The following is a 16,268-nucleotide window of genomic DNA, read 5'->3' as shown; positions in this document are numbered from 1 at the left end:
AGAACCATGAAGGGAAGTCCGTGGCGCGTCAAGACGTCGGCGACGGATTTCTTCGACGGTCCTTGTTTTCCCGTGGTGGCCGGGTTCATCTCTTCTGGGCGGGCCGTGCCGCGAGGCGTCGGGGACCCGTCGTACGTCGCGCTCTTGACGTGTCGAAGTCCGTGAGTGCTATCGTTAGCATCACGTGGCTGTGACAGAGTGATTCGACGTGCCCCGGCATCTCGTGACCCGTTCCAGGGGCGTGGCGCGGCGCCCGAACCGACCACAAGTCGGCGAGCGCCGGCAGCCCACCCCGGCCAAGTGACCCTCTCGACCCACCCATGGCGGCCCGAAGGCCTGATCGGACCTGACTCGGCCGCCGCTCTGGATGACGATCAAACCTGCTGACCGGATGCGACCGGGCGGGACGCCCGGCCGTCCGCCGCGGCCGCACGATTCTGCGAGGACGACCTGCCATGAAACCACCGAGCCGCCCAGGCACCGTGCTGCTCACCGACTACGCCTGGCCCGACGACTCCGTCGAGCGATCGGTCATCGAACAGGCGGGCCACATCCTGGTGACCGGCCCCGCCGAGCCCGCCTCCGCAGAGGTGATCGAGGAACTGGTCGCCGAGCACCGGCCCGCCGGGATCCTGACCTGCTGGGCGCCGGTCTCCGCCGCCGTGATCGACGCCTCGCCGGAGCTTCGCATCGTGGCGAGACTCGGGGTCGGCCTGGACAACATCGCCGTCGATGCCGCCACCGAGCGAGGCGTGTGGGTCACCAACGTGCCGGACTACTGCGTCGAGGAGGTCTCCGACCATGCCGTCGGCATGGTGCTGGCCTGGACGCGGGGCCTGGCCGTGTTCGACCGGGAGGTCCGCGCGGGCCGCTGGGACCCCGCGAGCGCACGGCTGCGCCGGCTGTCGACGCTGACCTGCGGCATCGTTGGATTCGGGCGGATCGGACGCGCAACGGCGCGCAAGCTCGGCGCGTTCGGCTGCCGGATCCTGGCCCACGACCCGCACGCGCCGAAGGACACCCCCGAGGTGGAGATGGTGGGCCTGGAGGAGCTCCTGCGTGGCAGTGACGCGGTGATCCTCCATGTGCCGCTGACCCCCGGCACGCACCACATCATCGGAAGCGAACAACTGGCGCTCATGCAGCCGGGCGGCCTGCTCGTCAACGTCAGCCGGGGCGGCCTGGTCGACACCGACGCGGTGATCAAGGCCCTCGACAGCGGGCACCTGGACGGTGCCGCCTTCGACGTACTGGAGACCGAGCCGGATGTGCCCGCCGGGCTGTCGGCCCAGCCGGGGGCGCTGCTCACCCCGCACGTCGCCTTCTCCTCCGACGCGTCGGTCACGGAACTGCGCCGCCGAGCCGCCGAGGAAGTCGTACGGATCCTGGCCGGCGAGAACCCGGCCCACGGCTGCAACGGCCCCCGTGGCCTGCCCGCCGGGTCGGGTGACCAGCGATGAGCTCGACCTCCGCGCAGGTGGGCCCGGGCCCCCTGCCCGACACCGCGCTGACGGACTTCCTGACCGACCAGCGGATCGCGGAGCCGACTGAAGCCGCTCACTGGACGCCGCTGGCCGGCGGCGTCTCGTCGGACCTGTGGCGGGTGGACCTGCCCGGTCGGTCCCTCTGCGTGAAGCGCGCCTTGGCCAGGCTGAAGGTCGCGGCCGACTGGCAGGCACCGGTGTCGCGCAACGCCTACGAATGGGCGTGGATGCGGTTCGCTTCCCGGCACCGCCCGGACAGCGTGCCCGACCTGCTGGCCCACGACCCCGAAGCCGGCCTCTTCGCGATGGCGTACCTGCCTCCCGAGCGGTACCCGGTGTGGAAGGCGCAGCTCCTGGGCGGCGAGGTGCGGGCGGCGACCGCGGCGGCCGTCGGAGAACTGCTCGGCAGCCTGCACGCGGCGAGTGCGGGGGACGCCACCCTCGCCCAGGAGTTCGCCACCGACGACAACTTCCACGCGCTGCGCATCGAGCCGTACCTGCTGGCCACCGCCGCCGCACACCCCGGTCTGGGCGATGTCCTGCGGGGTCTGGCCGACCGCACGGCCGCCACCCACCTGGCCCTGGTCCATGGCGATGTCAGCCCCAAGAACATACTCGTCGGCCCGTCCGGGCCCGTGCTCCTGGACGCCGAGTGCGCCTGGTACGGAGACCCCGCCTTCGACCTGGCCTTCTGCGTCAACCATCTGCTCCTCAAGAGCCTGGTGGTACCAGGACGCCGCGCCGAACTCCTCCGATCGGCCCGTGTCCTGGCGCAGGAGTACGTCCGGTGCGTCGACTGGGAGCCCCGGCCCGCCCTTGAGGAACGGGCCGCGACACTGCTGCCGGCGCTGCTGCTCGCGCGCGTGGACGGCAAGTCCCCGGTGGAGTACCTCACGGACGACCGGCACCGGATGCTCGTGCGCACCGTGGCAACTGCTTTGCTGCGGGCCCCCGCACCCACGGTGGGCGATGTCCTGGAGACCTGGGAAGCCGCTCTGCCGGCCCCGGCCGGGCCCGGCAGTGTGCCGCCCGACTGACCCGACCGATTCGACGATCCCCGCCGACCCGCACGAGGAGAGACACATGCGCAGAGTCGTCACCGGCCACGACGAGAACGGCAGATCGGTCGTCGTCAGCGACGGCCCGATCCCGCGCAGCCGGGACTTCACCAGTCTGCCGGGCTGGGTGTCCCGCCTGCCGTGGGCCACCGAACCCGGCGACAACGTCGGCAGGACAGGGGAGGACCCAACGGCGAAGGTCACCAGCCTGCTCCCGGCACCCGGCGGCACCCGGTTCATCATCCTGACCTTTCCGCCGGACACCGCGATGGCCGACCCCGCCTTCGACCCGGTCACCTTCGACGAGGAACAGCGGGCCGACTCACCGGGTATCGCCGACCTCATGGAGCCCGACGGCATGCACACCACGCCGACCGTGGATTACGGCATCGTGCTGCAGGGCGAGATCGTCCTCGAACTCGACGACGGCCGGTGCACCCCACTGTCATCAGGGGACATCGTGATCCAGAACGGCACCCGCCACGCCTGGCGCAACCGCAGCGGCCGGCCGGTCACCATGGCATTCGTCCTGATCGGAGCGGAAACGGACGGCTGACAGGGTCGCAGTCGCCGGCGTGGTCAGATCGAGCTGCCGGCTCCGGACGCCGGGGCGGGGGACAGCGCGAAGACCAGGACGGCAACGCCCGAGCACAGGGCTGCGAGGGGCCAGTCCGACGGCGCCGCCGATCCACCGGGTGGCGTTCATCGGGTCGGAGGCCGCGCCGGCGTCCTGGTCCTGGATGTCGGCAGCGCTTACGTACCGGGGGGTGGATCGCTGGGCTGTCAGAGCGACTTCACTGCGGTCAGCAGGGCGTAGCCGAGCACGCCGTCCGTGACGGCGGCCCGGGCCGCGTCCAGGTCGGCACCGGCGTCGGCGAGGCGGGCCGGGGCGGTGATGCGCAGCAGGTCCAGCCGCGCCCGGCGGCATCCGGCCAGCCAGGAGGTGGTGCGTTCGATCGTCCAGCGGGGCGCCCTCGTCTGCTTCCGCTGGCTCACCAAACGACATGACTTCTAAGGACATTGACCGGCGGCCCAGGAGGCTCGAGGACTCCATGTCCCTGCGGGGTGACGTCGCGCTTGCGGGGCCAACGACGCGGGTGGTCGTAGTCGTAACCCTTGTCGGCGTGGACCGCGGCGGGAGCGGGTCGGCAGGGATTACGCAGACGTTCCGTGGCCTGGCTGTCGTGCTCGTTCGTGCCGGACCAGTCATGCGGCCCGCGTGCCGTGGCCCTGCGCCTGCTGCCCGGGGAGGGACTGGCCACTGCGCCCGGGAGCCAACAGCGTTACGGGGTGGAAGGGCCGGGGAGTTCCGCCACCGCCGATTCCGGAGATCCCCATGGTTCCTCCAGTGCGGCCCGAAGTGCGGTGACGGTATCCGCGCCGACGCGCCCGGCGAGCGCGGCTTCGAGCCCGGCCAGTATCTGCATCGTCTCAGCGCGGCGCCGGACGCCGGCCGCCGAGAGGAGCACGAGCTTCGACCGGGCGGACCGCGGATCGCTCTCGACGGTCACCACGCCCATGGCGACAAGCTCATGGACCCACTGGTGCGCAGTCGGGGCGCTGACGCCCAGACGCCGAGCCAGCTCCGCGATGCTCGCCCCCTCTGACGGGAGCTGACTCAGCAGGGTCACGTGTGCCGCACTGATGGCCGACCCGTCTTCCTGGGCCTCGAACGCAGTGGTCAGGGCGGCTCGGAACCAGTTGTGTGCGCGCCACAGCAGCCGGATGAGCGGCTCGGATTCAGGCGGGGAGGAGGGCATGTGGTTCTGCTTTCACGGTGGGGCGGTCGGTTTGGCGCGGTCTGCCGATCGTAAGCCGGTCAGGTCTGGTGCCCAACATCACCGGGGCTTCCGAGAACCCCATTCATTAGGTAGCCTACGATTAGGTTACCTAATGGACGCGGGGTCCCTGCCTCGCGACCCAATGCTCCTGATTCCCGTGAACCGATGGAAAGGCATGACGATGACGACAGGATCGTCTGAATCCCCCCGCGTCACGGCCACCTCGCGGCGGCGTCTGCTGGCCGCCGCAGCCGGTGCCACCGCCGGCACGGCAGCCCTCGCGGCCTCGCCCGCCGCCGCCCAGGCCGCCACCTCCACGTCGGCCGGGACCGCCGCCGGCCGCCCGGGGCGCGGCATGAAGGTGATCGCAGTCGAAGAGGCGTTCTCCGTTCCGGAGCTGATCCCGTGGCCGGGCGAGGCCCGTATGCCTCCCGGCTGGGGGGAAGAGTGGGGGCGCCGGCTCGCCGACCTCACGGAGTTGCGGCTGGCGGACATGGATGAGCATGGCGTGGACATGCAGGTCCTGTCGCTCACCTCACCCGGCGTGGAGGCCATCGAGGACCCCTCCGAGGCCGTGGCCACGGCCCGCCGGGTCAACGACCGCCTGGCCGAAGTGGTCGCCGCCCACCCGACACGGTTCGCCGGCTTCGCCGCCCTGCCGTTGCAGGACCCGAAGGCCGCGGTGGTGGAGCTGCGCCGGGCGGTGGAGCAACTGGGCCTCAAGGGGGTCCTGCACAACGACCACGTTCAGGGTCACTATCTGGACGAGCCGCAGTTCCGGCCGGTGTGGGCCGAGCTCGAACGGCTCGGCGTGACGCTCTACCTCCATCCCGCGCTCTTCCCCGCCGATCAGTGGCGGGTGTTCCAGGGGCATCCCGTGCTGAGCGGGCCGTCCTGGGGATGGACAGCGCAGGTCGGCGCCCACGCACTTCGCCTGATCTACGGTGGAGTGTTCGACGAGTTCCCCGGGGCCTCGGTGACGCTGGGGCACATGGGAGAGCTGCTGCCTTTCCAGCTGGCCCGGCTCGACAGCCGCTACCACCAGGCCGACCCCAAGAGCAGGCCACGACACCTGCCCTCCCACTACCTGCGACACAACCTCTACGCGACCACCAGCGGCGTCTTCTCCCACGCGGCCCTCCTAGGAGCCGTCCACGCCATCGGCACCGACCGACTGCTGTTCGCCGTCGACTACCCCTACGAATCAACCGCCGAGGCAGTCGAGTTCCTCCGCACCGCGCCGCTGTCCCGCGCCGACCTCGAACGCATCGCACACCGCAACGCGACACACCTGCTGAACCTCTGATCAAGACAGCAGCAGGCGAGGAGTGTGGCTGGGCCGACGGCGCATACATGTGCCGTCGGCCCAGCCCCGCGAGCACCGGCACCGGATGCTTCGATGCCCCTGCGGGCGATGCGGTGCCGGATGCCTCGGATACCGACGGACAGGAGCAGACCGGTCCTCTACGTAATCAAATGGATCTTTGATCTGTACTTGCCCCGGTCTACAGGGTTCGGACCTGTCAGGTCCGGGTGGCCTCCGCCGCAGCGGCCGCTCGCAGGTCGCCCGGAATTACTTCCGCCCGCCGTACAACCCTCGATGTCCCCCGCGGGTCTCCTTAGCGCCTCCCCCCGCTTCATTTCGCACATGCCATCTGACATTTGGCACACTCGGAGCGTTCATAGTGATAACCGGCATCAAGGGCGTACGTATCCGCAGAGCCGCAGCTGTCGCCGGCGCCACCGGCGCGCTGCTCGCGGGCGGCGCCCTGACCGCGCCCGCGCAGGCGGCGACCGCGCCCTCGGTCAGCGCCAAGGGCGCGTTCATGCTCAACAGCGCGACGGGCTCCACGCTCTACAGCAAGTACGCCGACACCAAGCGGCCCATGGCGAGCACCACCAAGATCATGACGGCTCGCGTCGTGCTGAGCACCCCCGACCTGAACCTCGACCGGAAGGTCACCATCAAGCAGGCTTACCGGGACTACGTCACGGCCAAGGGCGCGAGCACCGCGGATCTCAAGACCGGCGACAAGGTCTCCATCCGCCAGTTGCTCCATGCGATGCTGTTGCCGTCCGGCTGCGATGCCGCGATGGCCCTCGCGGACACCTTCGGCACCGGTACGACCATCTCGGCGCGGACCAAGTCGTTCATCAGCAAGATGAACGCCAAGGCGGGCACCCTCGGCCTGACCAACACGCACTTCGACTCGTTCGACGGCAACTCGACGCAGAACACGAACTACACGACGCCGCGCGACCTCGCCAAGCTCGCGCGCAGCGCGATGAAGTACTCGACGTTCGCGGGCATCGTGAAGAAGCCGAAGACCGTGCAGTACGCGACGACGAGCACCGGCGGCACCCGCACGTACACCTGGTACAACACCAACCAGCTGCTGGGCTCGTACAGCGGCGCGATCGGGGTGAAGACGGGCACCAACACGCCGTCCGGCCCCTGCCTCGTCTTCGCCGCGACCCGCAACGAGAAGACGGTCATCGGCGTGCTCCTCAACGACCAGTACCGCTACACAGACGCCGCCAAGTTGCTGGACTACGCCTTCGGCACCAGCTCGGCGAGCACCATGCGGCTGCGCACCCTGCCGACGGGCGCACAGAGGGACTGACCTGGGCTGACGCGCACTCGAACGAACGCTGGTGATACCGGCGCGGGCAGGAGCACCCTCGGTAGCTCGCTGGGCTCACAACCCAGTCCCCAGGTTCAGGACCTGCCCCCGCCGCCACCACGCCGGCGCCCTCCAGATGGCCCGTACCACGACGTGCTGGTACTCGTCCTCAGCGTGGGCGGTGCGTTGCCGGCCAGAGGCAGACCGCGGGTGGGACGGCGCTGCCGATGCCCACGATCAGGGCGGTGGCCGCGAGAGGCTCGTTGAGGGTAGGCAGCGCACCAGTCACCGAACCCATGGTGGTGGTCGGTACGGTGACCTCGCACCCCCTCTCCGTCATGGTGGAGCCGCCGCCTTCGACCCGGAAGCGGATGTCAGCGGTTGGCTGGGCAGGCGTACGTGCCGCGGGCATTGCCCACAAGGGGCTCGGTGCCGGTGCCGGTGCCGGTGCCGGGCCGGTCGTAGTTGAGGCCGTGCACGAGCTTCCGGGGTCCATGCCCAGGTCGTTGCGGTCGTTGCTCAGCTTCTGGGTGCCCAGGTCGTACTGCGAGCGGGACTTGGTGCCCTGCCGCAGGATCGTACGTCGGTCAGGTGGATGCCCAGTGCCACCGCGGCCGGCCCCACTGGTGAACGGGTCCAGCCGGTCGCCGGTGTGCTACGTGTCTACTTCTCCCAGATCCTGCGGTAGGCCTCGCGGTAGCCCTCGGAGTCCCAGGACAGTGCGCCGCCGCTGGTGGCGGCGGTGGTGACGTGGACGGGGGCGACGTATCCGCTGGCCGACTTGCCGGCGAAGGAACGGTTGAACTCGTCGATGATCTGCCAGCCCTGTTCGGACAGCGGTTCGGGCACGGTGGCGGCCTGGAACTCCTTGCTGTTGATGCGCTGGAAGGCCGAGGGGTCGCCGTCACCGGCCCCGATGTTGAACGGTGCGCCGTCGCCCTGCCTGCCCGCGGCACGCAGGGCGGGGCCCGCGTGGTCGAAGTACAGGTCGTTGATGGCGGCGGAATGGGTCCACCTGTCGCCGAAGCGGGAGGCCAGGGTGGAGACCCTCTTGGTGGTGAGGCTGCCCGCCTGCGGGATGGGGACGTTCTCGTAGCTCAGCAGCTCGACGCCGGAGCAGGTGGCGAGTTCCTTCTTGATCAGATCCGACTTGCGCTTGGCGAAGGGGATCGAGGCGTCGGTGAACAGGACGACGCCCGCGCGACCGTCGGACCGGGCGATGATCCAATCGGCGCTGATCTTCGCGACCTCCTCGACCCTGGTGGTGATGTTGCTGAACAGCTTCGGGTTCTCGCTGGGTCCGGGAGCCGCGACGGCGTGCCAGCCGATCAGCGGGATGCCGTCCGCGTTCGCCTGCTCGACCTGTGCGGCGGTGGAGGTGGGATCGAAGCCGCCGATGACGATGCCGTCGGGTTTGAGGGCCAGGGCCTCGGCGAAGGCGGCCTTGATTCCGGCGGGCGTGCCCTGGCCGTTGAGGGTGCGGACGCGCCAGCCGATGACGCCGGCGGCTTCCTGGACGCCTTTGGCGACGCCCGCCACGCCGGGATTGGTCAGGGTCTGGGCGATGTAGACGATGGTCTTGTCGGGGACGGCCCGGGGCCCGCTGGTCGGCCCGGACCAGGGGGCGTTGACGTCCTCGGCCGTCTTGACGGCCCGCCTGGCCTCGGCGAGGGCGGTGGGGCAGCCGGGTCTGGACGAACCGCTGGCGGAGGCGGAGACGGATCCGCCGGTGGTGGAACCGCTCTCGCAGCCGGTGGCGAGGGTGATGGTGGCCGAGGCCAGGAGAGCGGTGGCCGTCACGGCCGCCTTGCGGGTGGGGTGCACGGGGTCTCCAACACGGTGCGAGAGAGGGCAGGGCTGGGTGGGGAGGCGGGGCGTTGGGGTCGGCGACGGTTCCCGCGCGTGGCCGCTGTCGTGAGGATCAGGCCGGCGACTGGAGGAAGCCGCGCGTGCCCGAGCCGAGGGGCGCGTTCGACTGGTCGGTCCGCGTCAACGTCCGTACTGCGCACGGTGGATCGATCAGCGGTGCGCAGTACGACGAGCGCCTCATCGGGCGAAGCGTTGCACTCGGGAGATACTTCGCAAACATTCCGTCATTGATTCTTTATGACCCAAACTTTGTCATGTCATGGTAAAGGCGATACTCTCGCCCAGCTGGTTCCAGACACCTGGCGCGATCTCTTCGTTCCTATCAGCGATGAAGGCCGCGAAAGTGTCACGTCCGGTGCCGGCCGGTCGGCGGTCCGTGAACACGACGTCCCCGTCACCGCTCAGCAACACGTCGAAGGAGGCCCGGGTGTCCGCCACCACAGGGAACCCGCCGCACGCACCGGACCCGCCCAGGCATGCCCGCCGGACTCCGCGGTTTCGCCGCAAGATGGCGACCGTTCTCGACCGGTGGCCCTTCCGGCGCAAGCTCAACGTCCTGGTGATCGCGCCCATCGCGGTCGTCGGCGTACTGCTCGGCGTCGGCGCCTACGGCCAGGTGCGGCATGCCCGGGACGCGGGCCGGATCGCGGACCTGGTGCGCGACAGTGAACAGGTCGCGCAGCTCATCAACGACATACAGGCCGAACACCGGCAGGCGCTCCTGCTCTCCGTGCAGTACGACTCGGCCCGCCCCGGAGTCCCGCTGCCGCCGACCACCGACTACCGTCGGGCACAGCGGAGCACCGACGCGCAAGCCGCCGCCGTACGTGCGGCGTTCGCCTCCGGCCTGCCGCCCGAGGAGGCGCAGGCGCTCGACTACATCCGCGGCCTCGGTGTCCTGCGCGAGAAGCTCGAACGTGGCTATGTCCCCGCCGCCAACATCGACCCCGCGTACGCCTCCGCGGTCGAGTACCTGATCGGCGGCATCGGCCTGGGGCGATACTCCGGCACCTCGTCCTCGGTCGTGACACTCCTGGACACGGTGCTGCGCGCCGACGCGTCCCACGCGGCCTTCGAGAGCGCCGTGTTCTCCGCCCAGACCAGGGACGCCAACGCCCTCACCGAGTACAGCCGGGCGGTCGGTGCTCGCAAGCTCTACGACCACCAGTTGGACCGGTTCGAGCGCATCGCCACACCGGCGCAGGTCCTGCGCATGGACGGCATCCGGCGCCGCGCCGAACAGCACGGTGTCGAAGCCCGGTTCGCGGAACTCCAGATCGATCCCGGGGCCCTGCAGGGCCAGACGCCGACGCAGCTCCGCAAGGCGATCGCCGACGGGACCCGGCAGTCCGAAGCCCGACTCGGCATCACCAGGTCGCTGATCGAGCAGACCGCCGCCCGGGCCGACGCCGTCTCCGCGGATGCCCTGCGGAACGCCGTCTACCTGCTTGGTCTGACCCTGGTCGGCTTCGCCGCCTGGCTGACCTTCTGCGTCCTGATCCGGCGTTCGGTCGTGCGCCCCCTGGAGGCCCTGACCCGCTCGGCCCAGGAGGTGGTCGACGTGGCGGGCGAGGAACTCGCCCGGGTCTCCGACGACGAGTCCGCCGACAGCACCCCCCTGCGACCGAGGTCGATCCCGGTCCCGGTCCGTGACGAGATCGGCGAACTGGCCGAGGCGTTCAACCAGGTTCAGGTCACCGCCGCCCAGCTGCTGGAGCGGCAGGTGCTCAGCCGGCGCAACGTCGCCGAGATGTTCGGCAACGTCGGCCGACGGGTAAGCAACCTGACGACCCGTCAGCTCATGCTGATCGACGCCGTCGAACGCGAGGAGACCGACCCCGAACTGCTCGAACGGCTGTACAGCATCGACCACATTGCCGTACGCCTCCAGCGCAACGCCGACAGCCTGATGCTGCTCGCCGGAATCCGGGAGACCGGCGTCGAGGCCCGGCCGACCCCCCTGGCAAACGTCATCAGGGCGTCGCTCGGCCAGATCGAGGGCTACCAGCGGGTGTCGCTGCGGCCCGAGACGGAGGTCACCGTCGCGCCCGACATCGTCGGTGACCTGACGCTGATGCTCGCCGAACTGCTGGAGAACGCGGTCGCGTTCTCGCCCTCCCACACGCCTGTCGAGGTGGCCGTCCGCCCCGGGACCGACGTCACCGAGGACGGCGGGGCGCTGATCGAGGTCATCGACCACGGCCTCGGCATGAGCGCGGAGCGCCTCGCCGAGGAGAACGCCCGGCTCGTGCGCCGGGAACGGCTCGACCTCGTGCCGACCAGGGTGCTCGGCCTCTTCGCGGTCGGCAGTCTCGCCCGGCGGTGGGGAGTGCGCGTGTCGCTGAGCCGTACGCCGGGCGGCGGGGTCACCGCAACCGTCTGGATCCCCGCCTCGCTCCTGCTGACCATGAGTCACGAGGACCCCGAGGACGCCGAGCAGCCCGTGGAGACGGGCCCGATCGGAGCCGTGGCGGCGTTCCCGGTGAGGTCCGGGCAGGAGACCGCCGCGCCCGCGCCGTCGCGCGTACCGGTCTCCGCCACCGGTGTCACCGAGCGGTCGGTGACCCCCTCGTCGCACGACGCGCTTCCCCGGCGCATCCCGGCGCGCACCGGCGCGGGACCGACCACCGCGGAACGGACCGTCGAGGACGCCGGCGGGGAGCGGGCGGCCGCCTCGGCCGAACAGCGTGCCGCACAGGACTCACGGCCGCTGCGGCGGCGGGTACGGGGCGCGACACTCGCCATGACCTCTTCGCGGGCGGACCGGGAGGCGCCGACGGTGCGGCAGCCCGCCGACGCCGAGGCCGTCCGCTCGGAGCTCGACGAGTTCGAGGCAGCCGTACGCAGGGCAGAGCAGGACAGTGCTCACGCCCGGACGAAACCAGCACCATCGCACCACCAGCAATCCCAGAAGGAGTCCGGCAGTGACCACGTCGACAGCTGACAGCAGTTCCGAGCGGCCGGAACCCACCGATCTGCGAGCCGCCGCGGCCGATTTCACCTGGCTGCTCGACCGATTCGCCACGGAGACCGCCGGTGTGGTCGACGCCATCGCCGTGTCGTCCGACGGCCTGCTGATCGCCGTCTCCCAGCTGCGTGAGCACGCCGACTCCGAGCGGCTCGCCGCGATCGTGTCCGGCCTGACGAGTCTCGCCGCGGGCGCCTCCGGCAACTATGGGCTCGGCGGCCTCAACAAGGTCATCATCGATCTGGAAGGCGGCCATGTGCTGGTGTCGGCCATCGGCTGCGGCGCCGTCCTGGGAGTGGTGACCTCCAAGGAGGCGAAGCTGGGCAACATCGCCTACGAGATGACTCTCTTCGCCAACCGGGCCGGGGCCGCGCTCACCCCCCAGCTGGTGCTGGAGCTGAAGAACAGTGTCGGCGCGGCCCCGGCCGGCTGACCGTCCCCCGACCGGGGCACGGGTACAGGCACTTCGGAAAGGGACCGTGATGGCCGTCGGCGGACCACCACACGACGCGGCGGGGCACGCCGGGGGCTCGCCGGATCCGGCCGCCGGCCGCGCCCCCGCGATCCGGCCGTTCCTGCTGACCGCAGGCCGGGTGTCGGGGGGCGGCGCGGCGTTGCCCATCCCGGTCGAGACCCAGCTCGTGTCGACCTCGGCCGGGCTCTCCGTCCTGCACTCGCTCACCTTCGAACATCACGACATCATCGCGGCCTGCCGGCGGCCGCAGTCGGTGGCGGAACTGGCCGCCGGGCTGCGACTGCACCTCAACGTGGTCCGTGTGCTGGCCGAGGACCTGCGTGCCGCAGGGCATCTGGCGGTCCACCGGCCGAACGCCGGGACCGCCCAGGATCTCTCCGTACTGCGAAGGGTTATCGATGGTCTTCGTGCCGTCCCCGACTCACGGGGGACACTCCGTGACACCAGTTGAACAGCCGCCGACGCCGGTCAAACTGGTCATCGCCGGCGGCTTCGGTGTCGGCAAGACCACGACCGTGGGCTCGATCTCCGAGATACGGCCGCTCACCACGGAGGCCGCGATCACCGAGGTCGCGGCGGGAGTGGACGATCTCACGCACACTCCGGGCAAGACCACCACCACGGTCGCCATGGACTTCGGCTGCATCACCATCGACCCGACGCTCAAGCTGTACCTGTTCGGTACCCCGGGCCAGGACCGGTTCGGCTTCATGTGGGACGACCTGGTGGAGGGCGCCCTCGGCGGTCTGGTGATCGTGGACACCCGCCGGCTGGACGACTGCTACGCGGCGGTGGACTACTTCGAGCACAAGGACGTCCCCTTCGCGGTCGCCGTCAACGCCTTCGACGGGGAGGTCGAGCACGACCTCGACGAGGTGCGGTGGGCACTGGACATCGCCGAGCACGTTCCGCTGATCGTCTTCGACGCACGGAAGACGGGCTCGGTCCGCGATGCGCTGCTGGTCGTACTGGAAGTCGCCCTGGCCCGGGCCGAAGCTGCCGTGGCCCCCTGAACGTGAACGCGTGTTCCGCACCCCCGCAGGACTCCCCACCGGAAGACGCTACGCCGGAGCCGGGCGCTCCCCTGAGCCTCGGACGATGAGCCGGGTGGGGACGCTGATGGTGCGTGCGCGGGAGCGGTCGCCGTCGAGGCGTGCCAGTGCCGTGGTGGCAGCTGTCCTGCCGATCTCCTCGGGGTCCTGGGCGACGACCGTCAGGGCCGGTTCGAGGGCCTCAGCGAGTTCCACGTCGTCGAAAGCGACGACGGCGACGTCGTCCCTCTTGCTGCGGGCGAGTTCGGTGACGACGCCCAGGGCGACGATGTTGTTGCCGGCGAACAGAGCGGTGGGCGGATCCGCCGAGTCGAGCAACTGGGAGGTGACGGCGCAGGCTCCTTGCTGGTCGTGAGCGTTGGCGACCAGAGAGCGGTCGTAGGGGATGTCGGCTTCCTGGAGGGCCTCTCGGTAACCGGCGAGGCGTTCACGGCGGGTGTAGAGCTTGGTGGGCAGGTCGCCGACGAAGCCGATGCGCCGGTGGCCGTGGGCGATGAGGTGGGCGACGCCGTCGTGGGCGCCCGTACGGTTGGAACTGACCACGCTGTCCGTGGACAAGCCCGCCCCCGGGCGGTCGAGGAAGACGACGGGCAGGCCCCTGGTGCGGTGGGCCTTGAGGTTGGAGTGGTCGGCGCCGACGGACGGCACGACCATCAGAACGCTGACGCGGCGGGCGAGGAACTTGTCGGTCAGATCGCGTTCGCGGTCGGGGTCGTCCGCGGAGGAGCCCATGAGGAGGGTCAGTCCTCGTTCGCGGACGGTGTCCTCGATGCTTCGGGCCACGGCTCCGAAGAAGGGGTTGCCGAGGTCGGGGATGACCAGTCCGATGGTGGTGTCGGGCCCGCCGACGCGGATGTTGCGTGCCATGAGGTTCGGCTGGAAGCCGAGTTTGGCCACGGCGGCGAGGACCTGTTCCCTCGTCTCCGCGGAGGCGGGTCCGTCCTCGTTGAGGACGCGGGAGACGGTCTTGGCGCTGACACCGACTTCTCGTGCGACGTCGGCAAGGGTCGGGCGGCGGTTCGCTGCCATGGGGGACTGTCTCCTGTGCTCGTAGGTTCCGGCCGCGGCCTCGGCCGGAAACCTGTGAGTGTGGGTGGTCAGGTGGCCTGGACTCCGGCGGCCTTCGCGGCTGCGGAATCCGCTACGACCGTATCTCCGGCTTCGTCGACGCTGAGCGCGCCGGTCATGATGGCGACGACCTCCGCCATGGAGTAGTCGGAAGGCTTGAGCAGGGCCGCCCGCCGGCCCAGCCGGTGGACGTGGATCCGGTCGGCGATCTCGAAGACGTGTGGCATGTTGTGGCTGATCAGGACGACCGGCATGCCCTTGTCGCGGACGCGGCGGATGAGGTCGAGTACTTGTCCGGACTCCTTGACGCCGAGGGCGGCGGTGGGTTCGTCCATGACGACGACACTGCGGGCCCAGGCGACGGAACGGGCCACGGCAACCGCCTGGCGCTGTCCGCCGGAAAGGGTCTCGACCGCCTGCGTCAGGGAACGCAGCCCGATCTTGAGGTCGGCCATGTGCTCGGCGGCCTCCTGGCGCATGCGCTTTTTGTCCAGCATGCGGAAGACACTGCCGAGGACGCCGGGGCGGCGCAGTTCGCGGCCGAGGAACATGTTGGAGGCGATGTCCATGGAGGCCGCCACCGCGAGGTCCTGGTAGACGGTCTCGATGCCATGGGCGCGAGCACTTTGCGGACCGGAGAACTGGATCGGCTTGCCATTGAGGCGTATCTCGCCCTCGTCCGGGACCACAGCACCGGTGAGGGCTTTGATCAGGCTGGTCTTGCCGGCACCGTTGTCGCCGATGACGGCGAGGACCTCGCCGGGCAGTAGGTCGAAGTCGGCGCCGTCGATGGCGGTGACGTGGCCGTAGCGCTTGACCAGACCGCGGGCCTGCAGGACGGGGGTGGGGGAGGAGAGGGCGGTCATCGTGCCTTCTTCCGGGAGATCTGGTCGACGGTCACCGCGAGGATCACCAGGACTCCGGTGATCAGGGTCTGGTAGATGGAGGCGACGCCCATCAGTTGCAGGCCGTTGCGGAAGACGCCGACGATGAGGACGCCGATGAAGGTGCCCAGGACCGAGCCGCGTCCGCCGAAGAGGCTGGTGCCGCCGAGGACCACGGCGGTGATGCTGTCGAGGTTGTCGGTCTGTCCGGCCTGCGGATCGCCCACTCCGGTACGGGAGATGAGCAGCAGGGCCGCGATGCCGTACAGCACACCTGCCGTGGTGTAGACGCCGATGGTCAGCCTGGAGGTGCGGATGCCGTTCAGCCGAGCCGCTTCCTGGCTGTTGCCCAGGGCGTAGACGTGCCGGCCCCAGCCCGTGCTGCTCAGCGCGTAGGCGAGGAGGAGGAACAGGGCGATGGTGACGAGCGAGCCGTAGGTGATGTCGGTCTTGCCGAGCGGGAAGGTCTGCCCCAGGGCCGTCAGCGGTCCGGGCAGGCTGGTGACGGTCTGCTCCTCGGAGTAGATGTGGGTCAGAGCGAACGCCACGTTGAGCATGCCGAGGGTGACGATGAACGGCGGCAGCGGGATCTTCTGCACCAGCAGTCCGTTGAGCAGACCGAAACCGCCGCACACGACCAGGCCCAGGGCGATCGCGGCGAGCGGCGGCAGGGAGCCCTCGGCCGCCATCTTGGCGATCACGATGCTGCCGAACGCCATCACGGCCCCGCACGACAGGTCGATGCCCGCCGTCAGGATGATCAGCGTCTGGCCGATCGCCAGCGTGCCGACGACCATGACCTGCTGCACGATCAGCGAAAAGTTCCCGCCCGTGAGGAACTGGTCGGTCGAGACGGAGAAGAACACACAGGCCAGCAGGAGCGCGACCAGCGGGCCGGTGGTCGGTTGCGTGAGCAGCCTGCGGACCGTGGAGGGCGTTTTGAGTTCTGCGTACGGCGAGGATGTGGACGGTGGCGTGGACGTGGCAGTCATGCGAGGTCCTTGA

15 protein-coding genes are annotated in these 16,268 nt (G+C 70.0%); 9 read left to right on the top strand and 6 right to left on the bottom strand.

Annotation, left to right across the window (positions count from 1 at the left end):
* The first annotated feature begins 455 nt into the window (after positions 1-455).
* From PV963_RS05875 to PV963_RS05865, 3 genes are read left to right on the top strand one after another with little or no spacing between them, the layout of a single operon-like run.
* Positions 456-1,460 (top strand): C-terminal binding protein, encoded by a 1,005-nt coding sequence (locus PV963_RS05875; protein ID WP_274814508.1) that lies wholly within the window; start codon positions 456-458, stop codon positions 1,458-1,460.
* Entirely contained in the window at positions 1,457-2,521 is a 1,065-nt protein-coding gene (locus PV963_RS05870) for a phosphotransferase family protein (RefSeq protein WP_274814507.1), read from the top strand. Before PV963_RS05875 ends, PV963_RS05870 begins: the two co-directional genes overlap by 4 nt.
* A 46-nt stretch (positions 2,522-2,567) precedes the next feature.
* Positions 2,568-3,098, top strand: a complete 531-nt coding sequence (locus PV963_RS05865; protein WP_274814506.1) for a cupin domain-containing protein — start codon at positions 2,568-2,570, stop codon at positions 3,096-3,098.
* Between the two features lie 227 nt (positions 3,099-3,325).
* On the opposite strand, the gene PV963_RS05860 is transcribed toward PV963_RS05865, so the two are convergent.
* Positions 3,326-3,538: a hypothetical protein gene (locus tag PV963_RS05860; RefSeq protein WP_274814505.1), complete on the bottom strand. Its 213-nt coding sequence runs from the start codon at positions 3,536-3,538 to the stop codon at positions 3,326-3,328.
* A gap of 287 nt (positions 3,539-3,825) precedes the next feature.
* Positions 3,826-4,302: a MarR family winged helix-turn-helix transcriptional regulator gene (locus PV963_RS05855; protein WP_274814503.1), complete on the bottom strand. Its 477-nt coding sequence runs from the start codon at positions 4,300-4,302 to the stop codon at positions 3,826-3,828.
* Between the two features lie 196 nt (positions 4,303-4,498).
* Between PV963_RS05855 and PV963_RS05850 the strand changes: the two genes are divergently transcribed.
* Together PV963_RS05850 and PV963_RS05845 are read left to right on the top strand one after the other, a co-directional pair.
* Positions 4,499-5,629, top strand: coding sequence for an amidohydrolase family protein (locus PV963_RS05850; protein WP_274814502.1), 1,131 nt, complete (start codon positions 4,499-4,501; stop codon positions 5,627-5,629).
* Between the two features lie 379 nt (positions 5,630-6,008).
* Positions 6,009-6,947: a D-alanyl-D-alanine carboxypeptidase family protein gene (locus PV963_RS05845; protein WP_274814501.1), complete on the top strand. Its 939-nt coding sequence runs from the start codon at positions 6,009-6,011 to the stop codon at positions 6,945-6,947.
* 663 nt (positions 6,948-7,610) lie between these two features.
* Here PV963_RS05845 and PV963_RS05840 read toward each other — a convergent pair.
* Positions 7,611-8,771, bottom strand: coding sequence for a substrate-binding domain-containing protein (locus PV963_RS05840; RefSeq protein ID WP_274814500.1), 1,161 nt, complete (start codon positions 8,769-8,771; stop codon positions 7,611-7,613).
* A 553-nt stretch (positions 8,772-9,324) separates the two neighbouring features.
* On the opposite strand from PV963_RS05840, the gene PV963_RS05835 reads away from it, so the two are divergent.
* The 4 genes from PV963_RS05835 to PV963_RS05820 are packed head-to-tail and all read left to right on the top strand — an operon-like array spanning position 9,325 to position 13,272.
* Positions 9,325-11,760 carry a sensor histidine kinase gene (locus tag PV963_RS05835; RefSeq protein ID WP_274821952.1) on the top strand — a complete coding sequence of 812 codons (2,436 nt, stop codon included), beginning with the start codon at positions 9,325-9,327 and terminating at the stop codon, positions 11,758-11,760.
* Positions 11,741-12,217, top strand: a complete 477-nt coding sequence (locus PV963_RS05830) for a roadblock/LC7 domain-containing protein (protein WP_274814499.1) — start codon at positions 11,741-11,743, stop codon at positions 12,215-12,217. Before PV963_RS05835 ends, PV963_RS05830 begins: the two co-directional genes overlap by 20 nt.
* A gap of 49 nt (positions 12,218-12,266) precedes the next feature.
* Positions 12,267-12,710 (top strand): DUF742 domain-containing protein, encoded by a 444-nt coding sequence (locus PV963_RS05825; protein WP_274814498.1) that lies wholly within the window; start codon positions 12,267-12,269, stop codon positions 12,708-12,710.
* Entirely contained in the window at positions 12,658-13,272 is a 615-nt protein-coding gene (locus tag PV963_RS05820; RefSeq protein WP_274814497.1) for a GTP-binding protein, read from the top strand. Before PV963_RS05825 ends, PV963_RS05820 begins: the two co-directional genes overlap by 53 nt.
* Positions 13,273-13,320: 48 nt before the next feature.
* Here the strand turns inward: PV963_RS05820 and PV963_RS05815 are convergent, their stop codons facing one another.
* The 3 genes from PV963_RS05815 to PV963_RS05805 form a co-directional block, all read right to left on the bottom strand.
* Positions 13,321-14,340 carry a LacI family DNA-binding transcriptional regulator gene (locus PV963_RS05815; RefSeq protein ID WP_274814496.1) on the bottom strand — a complete coding sequence of 340 codons (1,020 nt, stop codon included), beginning with the start codon at positions 14,338-14,340 and terminating at the stop codon, positions 13,321-13,323.
* 68 nt (positions 14,341-14,408) lie between these two features.
* The gene (locus PV963_RS05810; protein ID WP_274814494.1) at positions 14,409-15,245 is read right to left on the bottom strand and encodes an ATP-binding cassette domain-containing protein; all 837 of its coding nucleotides are present in this window, start codon (positions 15,243-15,245) and stop codon (positions 14,409-14,411) included.
* Positions 15,242-16,255 (bottom strand): ABC transporter permease, encoded by a 1,014-nt coding sequence (locus PV963_RS05805; protein ID WP_274814493.1) that lies wholly within the window; start codon positions 16,253-16,255, stop codon positions 15,242-15,244. Before PV963_RS05805 ends, PV963_RS05810 begins: the two co-directional genes overlap by 4 nt.
* Positions 16,256-16,268: the final 13 nt, after the last annotated feature.

The organism is Streptomyces coeruleorubidus (assembly GCF_028885415.1).
Lineage (GTDB): Bacteria > Actinomycetota > Actinomycetes > Streptomycetales > Streptomycetaceae > Streptomyces > Streptomyces coeruleorubidus_A.
The sequence above is the reverse complement of the archived record's forward strand: the minus strand, read 5'-3'. Positions and strand labels throughout refer to the sequence as shown.